The organism is Microbacterium sp. USTB-Y (genome assembly GCF_023703415.1).
Classification (GTDB): domain Bacteria; phylum Actinomycetota; class Actinomycetes; order Actinomycetales; family Microbacteriaceae; genus Microbacterium.
This window is the reverse complement of sequence record NZ_JAGMTU010000003.1, coordinates 687,168-702,322: the sequence shown is the minus strand read 5'-3', so window position 1 is coordinate 702,322 and position 15,155 is coordinate 687,168. Positions and strand designations below refer to the sequence as shown.

Sequence of the window (15,155 nt, the reverse complement as noted above, 5' to 3'; positions counted from 1 at the left end):
GGCTTGTCCTCCTATGCTCACAGCGGAGAGGATGGATCCATGCCTGCAGATCGTCTGGACTTCATCGCTGATCGGACAGATCGTCCGGAGGCGTTCGAGCCCGGTCTCCCGACCGTCGCCGACGCCCTCGAGGTCGCCTCGCTGCAGGCGGGGATCCCGGAGGTGCTGGCCGGATCCGTCGACGTGCCGGTGCGCTGGGTGCACGTCTCCGACAGCGAGCGCGTCGCCGCGCTGCTCGACGGCGGAGAGCTGCTGCTCACCACGGGCGCCGGGTGGCCGGGCGGCGCGGATGCGCTGACCCGGCTCGCCGACGAGCTGGCCGACGCGGGGCTGGCGGGGATCGTGCTGGAGCTCGGCACCCGGTTCGCCGTGGTGCCCCCGGCGCTCGTCGCGGCATGCCGCGCCCGCGACCTCGCCCTGGTGACCCTGGACCGCGAGGTGAAGTTCGTCACGGTCACGGAAGAGGTGCACCGCCGGATCATCGCCGGCCAGGTCGAGGCGCTCCAGGAACGGCAGCGCCTGCACGAGCTGTTCACCGGGCTGAGCCTGCGCGGCGCTCCGGTCGAGATCGTGGTGCGCGAGACAGCGCGGGCGCTCGGCGCTCCCGTCGTGCTGGAGGACCTGGCGCACGAGGTCGTTTTCGCCGACGCCGCGGACCGGACCGAGGCGGAGGTGCTCGCGAGCTGGACCTCGCGGTCGCGGCGCCTCGACGCGGAGTGGACCCGGGTTCCGGTCGCGGCGCGCGGCACCCGCTGGGGCGAGCTCGTGGCCCTGCCGGGGCCGCCGCATCCTGCGGGTCGCGCGACCGTGTTGGAGCAGGCGGCGACCGCGCTGGCCCTGTCCCGCCTCGCCGACGGCGAGGGCGCGTGGTCACGGCTGCGCGCGGAGGGACTGATCGCGGCCGTGCTCGGCGAGCGGTACACGACGGTCGCCGACATCGAGGCCCGGCTGGAGGCATCCGGGTTCCCCCTGCGCGGGCGCGCGCTGCACGTCGCCGTGGTCCGCCGCGAGACGACCACGGCAACGCGCGACGATCGGCACACGATGGGACGATCGGCACACGGATCCGGCGTGAACCCGCGCCGATCGGCACCGTCTGTGCAGATCGTGACGGACCCGTTGGGGCGCAGTGCGGATCCGGGCGGTCGCGGCACGGTTCCGGGCGGTCGCGGCGCGGTTCCGGGCGGTCGCGGCGCGGATCCGACCGGCCGCGGCGCGGTTCCGGGCGGTCGCGGCGCGGTTCCGGGCGGTCGCGGCGCGGTTCCGGCCGGCCGCGCCGGCGGCGGCGACGTCCGCACCCTGAGCGCCGACATCGGCGAGGAGCGGATCCTGCTCGTCTCACTCGCGGCCGGATCGCGGATCCCGGAGTCCCTGCTCGCGGAACTCGGACCCGGCGCCGTCGGCGACCCCTGCGCCTCGACCGGCGAGCTGCTCGCGGCGATCCCCGTGGTGCGCCGGCTGGCCGGGCAGGCCGCGCCGGGGGAGCTGCTGCGCGTCGCCGATCGGCCGCTCGCGCGCCTCGCCGCCGAGCTCAGCGGCGACCATCGCCTGCAGGAGCACAGCGCGCGCCTGCTCGGCCCGCTCATCCGGCACGACGACGCGACCGACGGCGACCTGCTCCGGGTGCTGCGCGCGATCGTCGCGCATCCGGGCAACCGCACCGCCGCCGCGGCCGCATCGCACCTGTCGCGCTCGGTGTTCTACCAGCGCCTCACCCTGATCGCCGACCTGCTCGGCGCCGACCTCGACGACGGAGAGACCCTGTCCGCGCTGCACCTGGCGCTGCTCGCCCACGGGCGCTGATCGGCCGCCCCGGCACCAGCGCGGCAGCCAGCGCGGGCCACCCCTGCAACAGCGCGGCAGCCCCCTGCACAATTCAGGCCAGGACCCGCGATCCGGGCCGATTCCGGCCGTACGTCGCACCACCGGATCCATGCAGCCTGAGTTGTGCGCGCCGGCTTCAGCCGGCCGGGTGCCCGCCGCCCATCACCCGCTCCACCATCTCGGGCGAGGGCTGGCCGAGCGCGATGATGTTCTCCTCGCTGTCGCTGAACCACGCGGCGCGCTCGTCCCCCAGATCGGCGATGCCGTCGACGGTCTTCAGCCCGGGGAAGTCGTACTCGTGGAACTCGACCCCGCGGGCGCGCAGCGCCGCCGCGTCGCGCTCGATGTCGTCTGTCACGAGGTTGAGCGCGGTGTTCTGCGCGGTGCCGGCGAAACCGGTGAGGTACACCAGCACGACGGTGCCGCCGACGTCGTAGAACACGTTCCCGGACTCGACATCGACCTCGACCGGATCCCGGTCGAGCACGTCGTGCCACCAGCGCTTGGCGCGATCGAGATCCGTCGCCGGAAGGACGGCCGTCGCCATGAGTTTCTCGAACATGATGAGCCCCAGCTCCGGGGTGTGGTCATCCTCGCGTCGGCCCAGCACAACGCCGCGCCGCTCGGGCGCGCGAATGAGTTCCCTGCGCTGATCATATTCCCGGATCCGTCGCCCGGGAAGGCCTCGCGGAGCGTCAGGCGATGTAGACCTTGCGCAGCGTCTCCATCACGGTCCAGGTGGTGCGCATGCCCTCGGCGAGACGGACGACGGATCCGGGGCCCACCTCCAGCGACGGCAGAGACGGCTCGTCGAAGGCGATCGTCGCCCGGCCGGAGAGCACGACGAACAGCTCGTCGGCCTCGGTGTCGGTTGCGATGCCGGGGGTCATCTCCCAGATCCCGATCTCGCGGTCGCCCGTGTCATCGAGCACGGCGATCGCCGTGGTCGGCGACCCGGCCACGACCTCGTCCGCGGGCAGCGGCGCATGTGCGAGGCCGAGGTCGGCGACCGCGGTTCCGGCGGCCGGCAGCGCGGTCACGAATCGAACCCCATGCCGACGGCGTCGAGCGCCTTGAGGAACAGGTTGCGGCGCCCCTGGTTGTGGTCGGCCTGGTTCATCGCCGCGCGCACGAGGTTCACGCCGATCGACGCCGCCGGCTCGGGCGGGAACGGGATCGGCTTCTCCCGCACCATCTTGAGGCGGGTGCGCTCGGTGTCGAGCCCGGCGAGCTGGTCGAGCATCACGTCGGCCGCGAAGCGCGTCGCGCCGACGCCCAGCCCGGTGAACCCGGTCGCGTAGGCGACACGGCCGCCTCGCGCGGTTCCGAAGAAGGCGCAGAACCGGCTGCAGGAGTCGATCGCGCCGGCCCAGCGGTGGGTGAAGCGCAGCCCCTCGAGCTGCGGGAACGTCGTGAAGAAGTGCGACGCCAGCTTGCGGTAGCTCTCCGGGCGCTCCTCGTACTCCTCGCGCACCTTGCCGCCGAAGTGGTAGACCGCGTCGTAGCCGCCGAACAGGATCCGGTTGTCGGCGCTCAGCCGGTAGTAGTGGAACTGGTTCGCGCTGTCGGCGAGACCCTGGCGGTTCTTCCAGCCGATCGCCTCGTACTGCTCCGCCGTCAGCGGCTCGGTCATCAGCGCGTAGTCGTAGACGGGCACGGTCATCAGCCGGTTGCGCTTGAGCAGCGACGGGAACACGTTGGTCGCGAGGGCGACCTGGTCCGCGACGACGGTGCCGTTCTCCGCGGTCACCGTCTGCACGCCCCTTCCGCTGAGGCCGGTGACGCGGGTGCGCTCGAAGATCTGCACGCCGAGCTCGGCGGCCACCCGGGCGAGCTCGAAGGCGAGCTTCGCGGGGTGCACCATCGCGCACCCCTCACGGTCCCAGGATCCGGCGAGGTAGGTGGGCGAGGCGACCTCGGCCTGCACGGCCGTCTGGTCGAGGAAGCCGTCCCCCTCCATCCAGGCGACCTGGTGCGGCTCGACGGCCACCGCCAGCTGCCCGGTGCGCTCCCAGTCGACGTCCATGCCGTAGCGCTCGACGGTCTCCTGGATCCCGTCGAGGTTCTCGAGTCCGAGCCGCTCGAGCGTCTCCATCTCGTCGGGCCAGCGGTTGTGCCCGTTCTCCTCGCCGTGCGTGAGGCTCGCCTCGCAGAACCCGCCGTTGCGGCCCGAGGCCGCCCATCCGACCCGGTTCGCCTCGAGCAGCACGACGCGGCGCTGCGGGTCGCGCTCCTTGGCGCGGATCGCCGTCCACAGTCCGGCGTAGCCGCCACCGACGATCGCGAGATCGGCGCGCACCTCGCCCGACAGGGCCGGGTAGGCGGTGCGCTCGACGTCGTCGAGCCAGAAGGCCGCGTGCGCGGTGTTCTCGAGGGAGCGCTCGATGACCGAAGCGCTCGGCTGCCGTCGTTCGAAGACGGTCGTTCCCATGATGGTTCCTTGTCCGGGAGGAGGTGGGGGGTCTTTCGCCGGGGCGCGCCGCAGCGCCCCGGATGCCGCGGTGCGGCCGGGTTCGGGAGAGCGGGCAGGCTCAGCGGATCAGCGCGTGCCCCAGTTGTAGAGGTCCTTGTGGAGCCCTGCATAGAGGAAGCACTCGGTGTGCGAGACGCCCTCGATGGTGCGGATCTGCGTCGCGATCAGCTCGAGCAGATCCTCATCGCTCTCGCAGATGGCCTCGGCGAGGATGTCGAAGGATCCGAGAGTGACATTGACATATGCGATCTCCGGAATATTCGCGATCGCCTCTGCCGCGACACGGGGATCGCCGTCGACGCGGATGCCCAGCATCGCCATCCGGGAGAAGCCGAGCTGTCGAGGATCCGTGACGGCGACGATCTGCACCACGCCGCTATCGGTGAGTCGCTGTACGCGCTGGCGAACAGCTGCTTCACTGAGACCGACCGCACGTCCGATCTCGGCGTAGGGTCGACGGCCGTCCTCCTGGAGCAGTTCGATGATCCGCTTCGAGACGTCGTCCAGCACCGGCACCTTCGGCTTCTCGCTCATATGACGATTTTGACACTCTCAGACTATCAACGCAACTGATTTCGCAGATTGGGATCCTTTTTCCTTCCGATTTCGTTGATCCTGTCCTATTCTGTTCACCATGCAGAGCACCCTGTCTGAAGCCGCACTGTTGCAGAACTTCATCGGCGGCCGCCTCGTCGCCGCCCACGGTGAGGGCCGCATGGACCTCATCGACCCCGTCACCGAGCAGGTCTACGGCCAGGCGCCGATCTCGGATCAGAGCGACATCGACGCCGCCTACGCCGCCGCGGCCGCCGCCTTCCCCCTCTGGCGCGACACCACCCCGGCCCAGCGGCAGCTGGCGCTGTTCCGGATCGCGGACGCGATGGCCGCACGCGCCGAGGAGTTCGCCGACCTGGAGTCGCAGGACACGGGCAAGCCCCGCGCGAACCTCGTGGCCGACGAGATCGACCAGTCCGTCGACCAGCTGCGCTTCTTCGCCGGGGCCGCGCGGAGCCTGGAGGGCCGCGCCGCCGCGGAGTACATGGCCGGGCACACCTCCTACGTGCGGCGCGAGCCGATCGGCGTGATCGGCCAGGTCACGCCGTGGAACTACCCGCTCAACATGGCCGTGTGGAAGATCGCCCCCGCGCTGGCGGCGGGCAACACGGTCGTGCTCAAGCCCGCGGAGTCGACCCCGCTCACCACCCTGCTGCTCGCCGAGATCGTCGCGGAGCACACGCCCGCCGGCACGCTCAACGTCGTGCTCGGCGATCGCACCACCGGGGCCGCGCTCGTCGCGCACAAGACGCCGCAGATGGTCGCGATCACGGGATCCGTGCGAGCGGGCATGGCGGTCGCCGAGTCGGCGGCGGCCGACGTCAAGCGCGTGCACCTCGAGCTCGGCGGCAAGGCGCCGGCCATCGTCTTCGCCGATGCCTCCATCGCCAAGGCCGCGGAGGGCATCGTCACCGGCGCCTTCTTCAACGCCGGTCAGGACTGCACCGCCGCGACCCGCGTCATCGTGCACGCGTCGGTGCACGACGAGCTGGTGAAGGCGCTCGTCGAGCGGGTGCGCACGCATGCCCGCACCGGCGCTCCGCACGAGGACGGCGTGTTCTTCGGCCCGCTGTCGAGCGCGGCGCAGCTCGCGCAGGTGCAGGGCTTCGTCGACCGCCTGCCCGCGCACGCGGTGATCGAGACCGGCGGCAAGCGGCAGGGCGACACCGGCTATTTCTTCGAGCCGACGATCGTCTCGGGCATGCGCCAGGACGACGAGGCTGTGCAGAACGAGATCTTCGGACCGGTGCTCACCGTGCAGTCCTTCGAGGAGGACGACGAGGCGCTCGCCTTCGCGAACGACGTCCCCTACGCACTGGCGGCGTCGGTATGGACGACCGATCACACCCGATCGCTGCGCTTCTCCCGCGACCTCGACTTCGGCTGCGTCTGGATCAACACGCACATCCCGTTCGTGTCGGACATGCCCCACGGCGGCTTCAAGCACTCCGGCTACGGCAAGGACCTGTCCCAGTACGGCTTCGACGACTACACGCGCATCAAGCACGTGATGAGCGCGCTCGACTGAGGCCGGCGGTGTCCCGCTCGGGCCGGTACGAGTCGCGGATCGGATCCACCGGGCGCGATCCGATCCCGCGCGACAGGGCTCGACGGACAGCGGACGAGGTGCTACTGTCGCCTACGCCGTGCTGGCACGAGAACAGGAGGTGGTCCCCATGAACGAATCGACGTGGGTGCTCCTGATCGGGGTCACGGTCGGACGATAGGTCGTCCGGGAGCGCCCTGCATGCGCACTCCCGAAAGGCACGACCATGAACTCCACCTCTGAACTGGCCTTCACCGCCCTGCGGCAGCGCGACGACGACATCGTCGAGCGCGACTTCACGCTGGACGGGATCCCCGGCGTGCTCTGGCTGCCGGGATCCGCCTCCGCCGAGCACCCGGTCCCGCTGATCCTCCTCGGCTACCCGAGCGGGCCCGGGCTCGACCGGATGCGCCCGCGTCTCGACGGCCGCGCCCGCGCCTCCGCCGATCTCGGCTTCGCCTCGGTCGCGCTCGAGATGCCCGGCAACGGTGCGCGGCCCGCGCTGCCCGAGCTCCAGGGCGCCCGCGCCGACCTGATGCGGGCGCTCGACGCCGGCGAACGGCCCGGCGAGGACGTCATCGACCGGCTCGTGCTGCCCCTCGTCGAACGGACCGTGCCCGAATGGCAGGCGGCCCTCGACGCGCTGTTCGCCCTGCCCGAGATCGGCGGACCGGTCGCCTACTCGGGCGGCGTGCTCGCGATCGGCATTCGGCTCGCCCGGGTCGAGCCGCGCATCGTCGCCGCCGGCCTGTTCGCCGGCAGCTACGTGCCGCTGAGCATGTTCGACGAGGCCCGCGCCGTCACGATCCCGCTGCACGTGCTGCTGCAGTGGGACGACGAGGGCAACGACCGGCAGCGCTCGCTCGACGTGTTCGACGCGTTCGGATCCGCCGAGAAGACGCTGCAGGCCAACCTCGGCGGGCACGCCGGTGTCCCGGCCCACGCCGGCGAGGACGCCGGGAGGTTCTTCGCCCGGCACCTCGCCCTGCAGAGCTGAACCAGGTCCCGCGAGACCCGCGATCCTGCATGAGATGCCACGCCTGGCGCCAGATCTCATGCGAGAAGCGGTGTCTCGCGGGATCCGCAGCTCGGGCTCAGGCGTTCAGCGCCTCGAGCAGCGTCTGTGCGACCGCGTGGCTGGACTGCGGGTTCTGACCGCTGATGAGGTTGCCGTCCCGCACGACGTGCGAGCTCCAGGGGGCGCCGCCCTCCACGGTCGCACCGCGGTCGCGCAGCGTCGTCGCCACGAACCACGGGGTGTTCTCGCCGAGCCCGCCGGTGGTCTCCTCCTCGTCGGTGAAGACCGTGAGGGTGCGACCCGAGAAGGCGAACCGGCCGTCGGGCGCCGTCGCGCTGAGCAACCCCGCCGGCCCGTGGCAGAACGGCGCGATGAGCAGCTGCGCAGCATCGGCGGCGACCAGGAGACGCCCGAGATCCTCGTCGAAGGCGAGGTCGGCCATCGGACCGTGGCCTCCCGGAAGCACGACGGCGGCGAAGTCGGTGGCGACGATGTCGCCGAGAGCGGCGGGCGCCTCCAGGTCGGCCCGGATCGTCTGCAGATAGGCCCGGAACTCCTCGACCCGCGTCGCGTCGCCGACGACGTCGGCATTCAGCGATCCGGGGTCGACCGGCGCGGGGCGTCCACCGGGCGTGGCGATGAGGACGTCATGACCGGCGCGAGTGAGCTCCCGGTGCGCGACGACGAGCTCCTCCGCCCAGAATCCGGTGGGGTGCGCCGTTCCGTCGGCGAGGGTGAGGGAATCGGCCGCGGTCACGGCCATGAGGATCTTCGACATGTGGGTCCTTTCGACACGTCCATGCTCCTCCGCATCAGCGGCACGCCCCCATCGGATGATCGAACCCACCGATCGGGATTCCGGGGACCTCAGGCGATGATCCGCCGCAGGGCCGCGGCGACCGCGGCGACCTCCGGGATGCGCTGCGCTTCTCCGCTCCTGGTGGCGAGGTACAGCGTGTTCAGTGGAGCGACCTGCGGCTCGTACAGCGCGATGAGCGCACCGTCCTCCAGGTCCTCGTCGACGAGGTAGCGGGGCAGCACCGACATCCCGATGCCGTCGAGCACCGCGCGACGGATCCCGCGGAGGTCGGGGATCACCGCCGCGACCCGCAGTCCGGAGGGAGGACGGTCGAAGACGCTGCGCCAGTACCGACGGATGATCGGCAGGTTCGCCGCGTACGCGACGACCGGCACGTCCTCCGGGATCCCGCCCGCCCAGGAACGAGCGGCCACGAGGACGAACTCCTCGTCATAGAACGGTTCCGCCGTGACACCCTCGCGCCCCGGCGGAACCGCGCTCACCACGAGATCGAGCGCGCCGCCGACGAGCGCGTCGAGAAGGTCCGGGGGGAGCCCGAAGGTGAGGCGGATCGGCCCGCCCGCGGCGGCGAGCAGTTCGGCGAGGCGCGGCACGACCTTCACCGAGAGGATCTCCGCGGCGCCGCCGACATGCACCGTGCGCACCGGGTCGCCGCCCAGCGCCGGCGACAGCAACGCATCCTCGATCGCGTCGACATGCGCGGCCACGCGTCGCGCCAGCTCGAGGCCCTTGGCCGTCGTCGTCACACCGGCTCGCCCGCGTTCGAACACGGGGAATCCCACGACGGCTTCGAGCGCCTGCACATGCGCGGAGACGGTCGCCTGCGAGAGCCCGAGCAGGTGCGCCGCACGGGTGAGCGATCCCACCCGGTGCACCGTGACGAACGTACGCAGATGGTCCAGGCTCGGAGCGGTCACGTCCGCCACTGTACGCGGCACGCGGCCGCGGCGCTCCGCGATCCCGGACGCAGGACGGCCCCGGGATCCGCTCCCGGGGCCGTCCTCGTCCGAGGCCGGAGCTCAGCTCAGGCCCTGCTCCTTGAGCCACGCCTTGGCGATGTCGGTGGCCTGCTTCTTGTCGGCCGTGCTCTGGACGTTGAGCTTGACCAGCTCGTCCGTCGTGAGCTTCGCGCTGACGGCGTTGATCGCCTTCGAGACCTTGTCGGCGACGCTCGCGCTCACGATCGGCACGACGTTCGACGGCAGGATGAGGTTCTTCGGATCCTTCAGCGCGACGAGGTCGCCCTTGGCGAAAGCCGGATCCGCCGAGTAGATGTCCGCCACCTGCACGGTGCCGGCCTGCAGTGCCTCGAGCGTGGTCTGGCCGGTCGCGGAGAACGCGAGATCCACGCCGTAGTCGGTCTTCGCCGCGGCAGGGCCGTAGGGGCGCTTCTCGAACTCCGGCGCGGCGCCGACGGTGACCGGCGCGGGCATCTTCGACAGGTCGCCGATCGACTCCAGACCGTACTTGTCGGCATTGGCCTTCGTCACCGTGTAGGTGTCCTGGTCGGCGGCCTTGGCGTAGTCCAGGGCGGTGAGCCCCGACGGCAGCGCCTTCTTCAGCGCGGCGTAGACGTCGTCCGAGCTGTTCGTGTCGGCCTTGCCGCCCAGGTACTCCAGCAGGTTGCCGGTGTACTCCGGGAACAGGCTGATCGCCCCCGACTTCACGTCGGGCATGTAGGCGTCGCGCTGGCCGATGTTGAACTTGCGATCGACCTTCATGCCGTCCTTCTCGAGGGCCTGCGCGTAGATCTCGGCGATGATCTCGTTGGAGTAGTAGGCCTGGGACCCGATGACGATCGTGTCGGAGGATCCGGATCCGTTCGTCTCGGTGGGCTTGTCGAGCGGGTTGCTGGAGCCGCAGGCGCTGAGCGCCAGGGCCGCGGCGACCGCGACCGACGCAGCGGCGGCGATGCGGGTGATGCGGGCGGTGAACATGGTGTGCCTCTCTTCGGTGGGGAGTCCGTGCTGTGGTGAGGGTCGATGCAGGTCAGGTGCGGGCGGCGCGCAGGGCGCTCCGCCCGCGGGGTTCGTCTCCGGAGCGTGCGTCGCCGGCGCGGACGCCCGCCGGCACGGCGGCCCGCTGGGCGATGGCGAACAACAGGTCGGCGATCAGCGCGAGCGCCGCGACGAGGAGCGCCCCGGCGAGCACCTGGTCGAACCGGCCGAGCGGGATGCCCTGGATGATCGGGTAGCCGAGGCCGCCGAGGTTCACCCAGGCCGCGATCGTCACGGTCGCGATGACCTGCAGGGTCGCGGCGCGCAGACCGCCGATGAGCAGGGGCAGCCCGAGCGGGAACTCGACCCTCCAGAACACCTGCCACGGCGTCATCCCCATCGCCTTCGCGGCGTCGACCACGCGCGGGTCGATCGCCTCGATGCCGGTGTAGGCCCCGGCGAGCAGCGAGGGGATTGCGAGCAGCACGAAGGTCACGAGAGCCGCGGCAGGCACCTGCAGCACGCCGAACAGCAGCACGAGCAGGATCAGCAGTCCGAACGAGGGGATCGCCCGCGCGGCGCCGGAGATCGCCACGGCGATCTCGCGCCCTCGCCCGGTGTGCCCGATGACCCAGCCCGCGGGCACCGCGATCACGGCGGCGACCAGCACCGAGGCGAGCGTGTAGAAGAGATGCTGCCCGAGCAGCACCGGCAGTGCGTAGGATCCGGTCCACTGCTCGGGGTCGAGCAGCCAGCGGATCGCGTCCACGAAGAGGTTCATGCGGCGACCTCCTCGGCGACGACCTCGCCGTCGACCCCTGCGGAGGCGCCGAGCGCGGAGGAGGCGACGCGCCCGCGGCGCTTTGCGGCGGCCCGCTGCCACGGCATCACCAGCCGGCCGATCAGCACGAGCAGCAGGTCGACGACGAGCGCCAGGACGATCACGGCGAGGACGCCGGCGAAGACCTCTTCGATGAGGCGTCGGTCGAGCCCGTTCGTGAAGAGATAGCCGAGGTTCTGCACGCCGACGAGGATGCCGACGGTCGCGAGCGCGATCGTCGAGACCGCGGCGACGCGCACGCCCGCCAGGATGACGGGGCCCGCGAGCGGGAGATCGACCGTCCAGAACCGCCGTCCGGAGCCGTAGCCCATGGCGGTCGCGGCCCGGCGCACGTCGGCGTCGACCGAGTCGAGCCCGTCGGCGACCGCCCGCACCAGGATCGCGATGTTGTAGATCGTCAGGGCGACGACGAGGTTCGTGGGACTGATCGCGGAGTAGCCCAGCAGCGCCGGCAGCAGGATGAGCAGCGCCAGGGAGGGGATCGTGTAGAGGAGGCCGGTGAGCACGATCACGGGCCCGCGCACCAGCCGGTAGCGCCAGGCGATCCATCCCAGCGGCACCGAGACGACGACCCCGAGCACGAGCGCGATCACGCTCTGCTGCAGGTGCACGGCGGCGAGGCCCACGATGAGCCCGAGGTTGTCGATGATCCAGGTCATGTCAGTCGACCTCGTCGGTCGCGCGCGGCGGATGGGCGTCGAGGAGGTCGGCGGGCGACTGCACGAGGGTTCCCTGCGCCCGCCCGTCGGCGTCGACGACGACCGTGCCGTGCGGCGTCTGCTTGAGGTGCAGTGCGCGCCGACCGCGGTCCGCGCCGATGAACGCCGCGACGAACTCGTCCGCGGGCGCCGTGAGGATCTCGTCCGGGGTGCCCTGCTGCACGATGCGCGCGGCCCTGTCGAGGATCACGATCCGGTCGCCGAGCAGCAGCGCCTCGTCGATGTCGTGCGTGACGAAGACGACCGTCTTGCCGAGCTCGCGCTGCAGACGCAGCAGCTCCTGCTGCAGCTCGGTGCGCACGATCGGGTCGACGGCGCCGAACGGCTCGTCCATGAGCAGGATGTTCGGGTCGGCGGCGAGCCCTCGGGCCACCCCGACGCGCTGCTGCTGCCCGCCGGAGAGCTGGCTCGGGTAGCGCTCCGCGAGCGCCTGATCGAGCCCGACCGTGTCGAGCAGCTCGCGTGCGCGCTCATGCGCCTCGCGCCGGGCGACGCCGTTCAGGCGCAGCACCGTGGCGATGTTGTCGATCACGCTGAAATGCGGCAGCAGTCCCGAGTTCTGCATGACGTAGCCGATGCGCCGGCGCAGCGCCACGGGATCCCCGTCCAGAACGCTCACGCCGTCGATCTCGACGGCCCCCGAGGTCGGCTCGACCATGCGGTTGATCATGCGCAGCAGGGTGGTCTTGCCGGAGCCCGACGAGCCCACGAGCACGGTCGTCTGACGGGCCGGGATGACGAGGCTGAAGTCATCGACCGCGCGGGTGCCGTCGGGGAACGTCTTGGTGACGGAGCGGAACTCGATCATCGGCCGCGCGCCCTCAGGGGAGGGATCCTTCCTGCGGCACGTCGCCCTCGCGGATCTCCACGGTGCGGTCGAACGCGACGTAGCCCGAGAAGTCGACCCCGACCCGCTCGATCGCGGTCGGGTAGGGGTGCGGATACGCCCACGCCAGATCCTTGTGCTCCTGCTCGTTCACGCGCAGCGAGTAGTACTGGCACTCGCCCTTCCACGGACAGGTGTACGGCGTCGGGCTCTCCTGCAGCACGCCCTCGGTGATCGAGGTGGGCGGGAAGTACCGGTTGCCCTCGATGATCACCACGTCGGAGTCATCCGCGTTGGCGATGATCCGTCCTTCGAATACTGCTTGCATGCTCGTCCCTCCTCGGGAATCGATGCGACACGTTCTTCTCGGCGTGCGGCGCCGCGGCGCCCTTCCGACAGTAGGCCAAGCCTCCGACATCGGGAACAGCCACGTCGCGTTCCGGATTCCCGGCGCCGGATCCGGGGCTCAGGCAGACGCCCGGCCGTAGGCCTCCAGGAGGCGCAGCCACACCTCGCTCATCGTCGGATACGACGGCACCGCATGCCAGAGCCGCGAGAGCGGAACCTCGCCGACGACCGCGATCGTCGCGGCGTGGATGAGCTCCGCGACATCGGATCCGGCCAGGGTCACCCCGAGCAGCACCTGCCGGTCCTCGTCCACGACCATGTGCGCTCGGCCCTGATAGCCGTCGGCGTGCAGCGACGCGCCGGCGACCGAGGAGAACTCGACCTCGACCTCGCGGACGCGGTGCCCCGCCTCACGGGCAGCCGCGGCGGTGAGGCCCACGGCCGCGACCTCCGGCTCCGAGAACACGACCTGCGGCACCGCGGCGTGGTCCGCCGTCGCGACGTGCCGCCCCCAGCGCGCGTCGTCGACGGGCTCGCCCTTCGCGCGGGCGGCGATCACGTCGCCCGCCGCGCGCGCCTGGTACTTGCCCTGATGAGTGAGCAGCACGCGGCCGTTGATGTCGCCGACCGCGTACAGCCAGTCGACGCCGGGCACGCACAGGGTGTCGTCGGTGCGGATCCATCGGCCCGCCGGCAGGCCCACCGTCTCCAGGCCGATGTCGCCCGAGCGCGGCGTGCGACCGGTGGCGACGAGAATCTCGGCGGCGCGCACGTCGCCGCCGTCCGTGCTCACCGTGACCCCGTCGGCATCCCGGGCGACGCTCTTCGTCACGACGCCCGTGCGCACGTCGACGCCGAGCGCACGCAGGCCCTCGGCGACGAGTCCGGCGGCGAACGGCTCGACGGATCCGAGCAGCCCGCTGCGGGCGAGCACCGTGACCTCCGCGCCGAGCGACGCATACGCCGTGGCCATCTCGACGGCGACCACGCCGCCGCCGATGACGACGAGCGAAGCCGGGATCTCCTCGGCGCTCGTGGCCTCGCGGCTGGTCCACGGATTCGCCTCGTGGAGTCCCGGGATCGGCGGGATCGCGGCATCGGATCCGGTGCTGACCGCCACGGCATGACGGGCGGTGAGGGTGCGCACGCCGCCGTCGGGCGCGGTGACGGCGACCTTCCGCTCCCCGCTCAGGCGCCCGTGCCCGCGGACGAGGTCGATTCCGGCCGAGTCGAGCCAGGCGACCTGGCCGTCGTCCTGCCAGTGGCTCGTGAAGGAGTCGCGCCGGTCGAGCACCGCACGCACGTCGAGCTCGCCGGTGACCGCCTCGGCCGCGCCGCCGACGTGCCGGGCCGCGCGCAGCGCCTGCGGCGAGCGCAGCAGCGCCTTGGAGGGCATGCAGGCCCAGTACGAGCACTCGCCCCCGACCAGCTCGCCCTCCACGATCACGGCGGTGAGTCCCGCCTGGACGGCCCGGTCTGCCACGTTCTCCCCCACCGGGCCGCCGCCCAGCACGATCAGGTCGTATTCGTCGGTCATCTGCGCTCCGTTCGTCGTGCTTCGTCGGGACGGGTCCGTCCCACCCTCCCAGACCCGGGTGGCACGGGCGTCGCATTCTTACGGGATCGTCAGGATCCCGCCCCCTGTCCGGAGGTGACCACCGACGGATCCAGCGCCTCTACGACCAGCGGATCCTCGGGGCCTGCGCCCCGGATGCGCCACACGCGCACCGTCGCGCCCACCCCCGGCACCTCCGTCTGCAGGAGCATCCGGGATCGTGCGGTGGGGCGCTCCCAGACGGCCGACGACACCCCCGTCGCTGTCTCGACGGCGAGCTCGAAACGGTCGACTCCGCCGTCCTCGATCGTCGAGACCGTGCGCGCGACGACCGTGCCGTCGACGCGTTCGATGCGTCCGGACGCTTGACGCCAGCAGGCGAGCGCTCGCACCCTCAGTGCGTTCTGCGCCAGCGCCCCGGCGAAGACGAACCAGAGCACCACGACGAGTGCGGCGATGAACGCGGTGAACAGCACCGAGAACCAGACCCCGGGGGTCGGCGTGGTCCAGAGCGGGATGAGCGTCCCCGCACCGACGGCGGTCGCGAGCAGGAGGAGCACCACATACACCGCGCGGGCGCCCGGCCGCATCGCGCCTCGGATCGGGAGATCGGCCGGCGGGACGGGATCCGGCCAGCGCGGGAGCAGCACCACGACCTGGCCGACGGACGCCGAGGGCGGAGGGGTCATAGCG

At 71.5% G+C, this 15,155-nt stretch carries 16 protein-coding genes; 3 read left to right on the top strand and 13 right to left on the bottom strand.

Annotation, left to right across the window (positions count from 1 at the left end):
- The first annotated feature begins 39 nt into the window (after positions 1 to 39).
- On the top strand, positions 40 to 1,803 hold the full coding sequence (locus J8G10_RS10535; protein ID WP_251444189.1) for a PucR family transcriptional regulator ligand-binding domain-containing protein: 1,764 nt from the start codon (positions 40 to 42) through the stop codon (positions 1,801 to 1,803).
- 157 nt (positions 1,804 to 1,960) lie between these two features.
- On the opposite strand, the gene J8G10_RS10530 is transcribed toward J8G10_RS10535, so the two are convergent.
- The 4 genes from J8G10_RS10530 to J8G10_RS10515 all read right to left on the bottom strand — a co-directional run bounded on the left by J8G10_RS10530 (position 1,961) and on the right by J8G10_RS10515 (position 4,831).
- Entirely contained in the window at positions 1,961 to 2,386 is a 426-nt protein-coding gene (locus J8G10_RS10530) for a VOC family protein (RefSeq protein WP_251444186.1), read from the bottom strand.
- Positions 2,387 to 2,519: 133 nt separating this feature from the next.
- On the bottom strand, positions 2,520 to 2,864 hold the full coding sequence (locus J8G10_RS10525; RefSeq protein WP_251444183.1) for a cupin domain-containing protein: 345 nt from the start codon (positions 2,862 to 2,864) through the stop codon (positions 2,520 to 2,522).
- Complete coding sequence (locus tag J8G10_RS10520) at positions 2,861 to 4,255, bottom strand: FAD-binding oxidoreductase (RefSeq protein WP_251444181.1); 1,395 nt, start codon at positions 4,253 to 4,255, stop codon at positions 2,861 to 2,863. Before J8G10_RS10520 ends, J8G10_RS10525 begins: the two co-directional genes overlap by 4 nt.
- Before the next feature lie 108 nt (positions 4,256 to 4,363).
- Complete coding sequence (locus tag J8G10_RS10515) at positions 4,364 to 4,831, bottom strand: Lrp/AsnC family transcriptional regulator (RefSeq protein WP_251444178.1); 468 nt, start codon at positions 4,829 to 4,831, stop codon at positions 4,364 to 4,366.
- 100 nt (positions 4,832 to 4,931) lie between these two features.
- On the opposite strand from J8G10_RS10515, the gene J8G10_RS10510 reads away from it, so the two are divergent.
- Both J8G10_RS10510 and J8G10_RS10505 read left to right on the top strand, forming a co-directional pair.
- Positions 4,932 to 6,380 carry an aminobutyraldehyde dehydrogenase gene (locus tag J8G10_RS10510; protein ID WP_251444175.1) on the top strand — a complete coding sequence of 483 codons (1,449 nt, stop codon included), beginning with the start codon at positions 4,932 to 4,934 and terminating at the stop codon, positions 6,378 to 6,380.
- 244 nt (positions 6,381 to 6,624) lie between these two features.
- Complete coding sequence (locus J8G10_RS10505; RefSeq protein WP_251444172.1) at positions 6,625 to 7,395, top strand: alpha/beta hydrolase; 771 nt, start codon at positions 6,625 to 6,627, stop codon at positions 7,393 to 7,395.
- Positions 7,396 to 7,492: 97 nt separating this feature from the next.
- Here J8G10_RS10505 and J8G10_RS10500 read toward each other — a convergent pair whose 3' ends face one another.
- The 9 genes from J8G10_RS10500 to J8G10_RS10460 form a co-directional block, all read right to left on the bottom strand.
- Complete coding sequence (locus tag J8G10_RS10500) at positions 7,493 to 8,194, bottom strand: type 1 glutamine amidotransferase domain-containing protein (RefSeq protein WP_251444169.1); 702 nt, start codon at positions 8,192 to 8,194, stop codon at positions 7,493 to 7,495.
- A gap of 89 nt (positions 8,195 to 8,283) precedes the next feature.
- A complete protein-coding gene (locus tag J8G10_RS10495; RefSeq protein WP_251444166.1) occupies positions 8,284 to 9,153 on the bottom strand; it encodes a LysR family transcriptional regulator in 870 nt (289 codons plus the stop codon).
- 102 nt (positions 9,154 to 9,255) lie between these two features.
- Positions 9,256 to 10,173: an ABC transporter substrate-binding protein gene (locus J8G10_RS10490; protein ID WP_251444163.1), complete on the bottom strand. Its 918-nt coding sequence runs from the start codon at positions 10,171 to 10,173 to the stop codon at positions 9,256 to 9,258.
- A gap of 52 nt (positions 10,174 to 10,225) precedes the next feature.
- A complete protein-coding gene (locus J8G10_RS10485) occupies positions 10,226 to 10,954 on the bottom strand; it encodes an ABC transporter permease (protein ID WP_251444160.1) in 729 nt (242 codons plus the stop codon).
- Positions 10,951 to 11,673 carry an ABC transporter permease gene (locus J8G10_RS10480; protein ID WP_251444157.1) on the bottom strand — a complete coding sequence of 241 codons (723 nt, stop codon included), beginning with the start codon at positions 11,671 to 11,673 and terminating at the stop codon, positions 10,951 to 10,953. Before J8G10_RS10480 ends, J8G10_RS10485 begins: the two co-directional genes overlap by 4 nt.
- Position 11,674: 1 nt before the next feature.
- Positions 11,675 to 12,541: an ABC transporter ATP-binding protein gene (locus tag J8G10_RS10475; protein ID WP_251444154.1), complete on the bottom strand. Its 867-nt coding sequence runs from the start codon at positions 12,539 to 12,541 to the stop codon at positions 11,675 to 11,677.
- Between the two features lie 13 nt (positions 12,542 to 12,554).
- Positions 12,555 to 12,887 (bottom strand): DUF427 domain-containing protein, encoded by a 333-nt coding sequence (locus J8G10_RS10470; protein WP_251444151.1) that lies wholly within the window; start codon positions 12,885 to 12,887, stop codon positions 12,555 to 12,557.
- A gap of 138 nt (positions 12,888 to 13,025) precedes the next feature.
- Positions 13,026 to 14,444, bottom strand: a complete 1,419-nt coding sequence (locus tag J8G10_RS10465; protein WP_251444148.1) for an NAD(P)/FAD-dependent oxidoreductase — start codon at positions 14,442 to 14,444, stop codon at positions 13,026 to 13,028.
- 89 nt (positions 14,445 to 14,533) lie between these two features.
- A complete protein-coding gene (locus J8G10_RS10460) occupies positions 14,534 to 15,151 on the bottom strand; it encodes a hypothetical protein (protein WP_251444145.1) in 618 nt (205 codons plus the stop codon).
- Positions 15,152 to 15,155: the final 4 nt, after the last annotated feature.

Coding starts and splice junctions, on each gene's coding strand:
- J8G10_RS10535 (WP_251444189.1), top strand. CDS start 40: ATGCCTGCAGATCGTCTGGACTTCATCGCTGATCGGACAGATCGTCCG.
- J8G10_RS10530 (WP_251444186.1), bottom strand. CDS start 2,386: ATGTTCGAGAAACTCATGGCGACGGCCGTCCTTCCGGCGACGGATCTC.
- J8G10_RS10520 (WP_251444181.1), bottom strand. CDS start 4,255: ATGGGAACGACCGTCTTCGAACGACGGCAGCCGAGCGCTTCGGTCATC.
- J8G10_RS10515 (WP_251444178.1), bottom strand. CDS start 4,831: ATGAGCGAGAAGCCGAAGGTGCCGGTGCTGGACGACGTCTCGAAGCGG.
- J8G10_RS10510 (WP_251444175.1), top strand. CDS start 4,932: ATGCAGAGCACCCTGTCTGAAGCCGCACTGTTGCAGAACTTCATCGGC.
- J8G10_RS10505 (WP_251444172.1), top strand. CDS start 6,625: ATGAACTCCACCTCTGAACTGGCCTTCACCGCCCTGCGGCAGCGCGAC.
- J8G10_RS10500 (WP_251444169.1), bottom strand. CDS start 8,194: ATGTCGAAGATCCTCATGGCCGTGACCGCGGCCGATTCCCTCACCCTC.
- J8G10_RS10490 (WP_251444163.1), bottom strand. CDS start 10,173: ATGTTCACCGCCCGCATCACCCGCATCGCCGCCGCTGCGTCGGTCGCG.
- J8G10_RS10485 (WP_251444160.1), bottom strand. CDS start 10,954: ATGAACCTCTTCGTGGACGCGATCCGCTGGCTGCTCGACCCCGAGCAG.
- J8G10_RS10480 (WP_251444157.1), bottom strand. CDS start 11,673: ATGACCTGGATCATCGACAACCTCGGGCTCATCGTGGGCCTCGCCGCC.
- J8G10_RS10475 (WP_251444154.1), bottom strand. CDS start 12,541: ATGATCGAGTTCCGCTCCGTCACCAAGACGTTCCCCGACGGCACCCGC.
- J8G10_RS10470 (WP_251444151.1), bottom strand. CDS start 12,887: ATGCAAGCAGTATTCGAAGGACGGATCATCGCCAACGCGGATGACTCC.
- J8G10_RS10465 (WP_251444148.1), bottom strand. CDS start 14,444: ATGACCGACGAATACGACCTGATCGTGCTGGGCGGCGGCCCGGTGGGG.
- J8G10_RS10460 (WP_251444145.1), bottom strand. CDS start 15,151: ATGACCCCTCCGCCCTCGGCGTCCGTCGGCCAGGTCGTGGTGCTGCTC.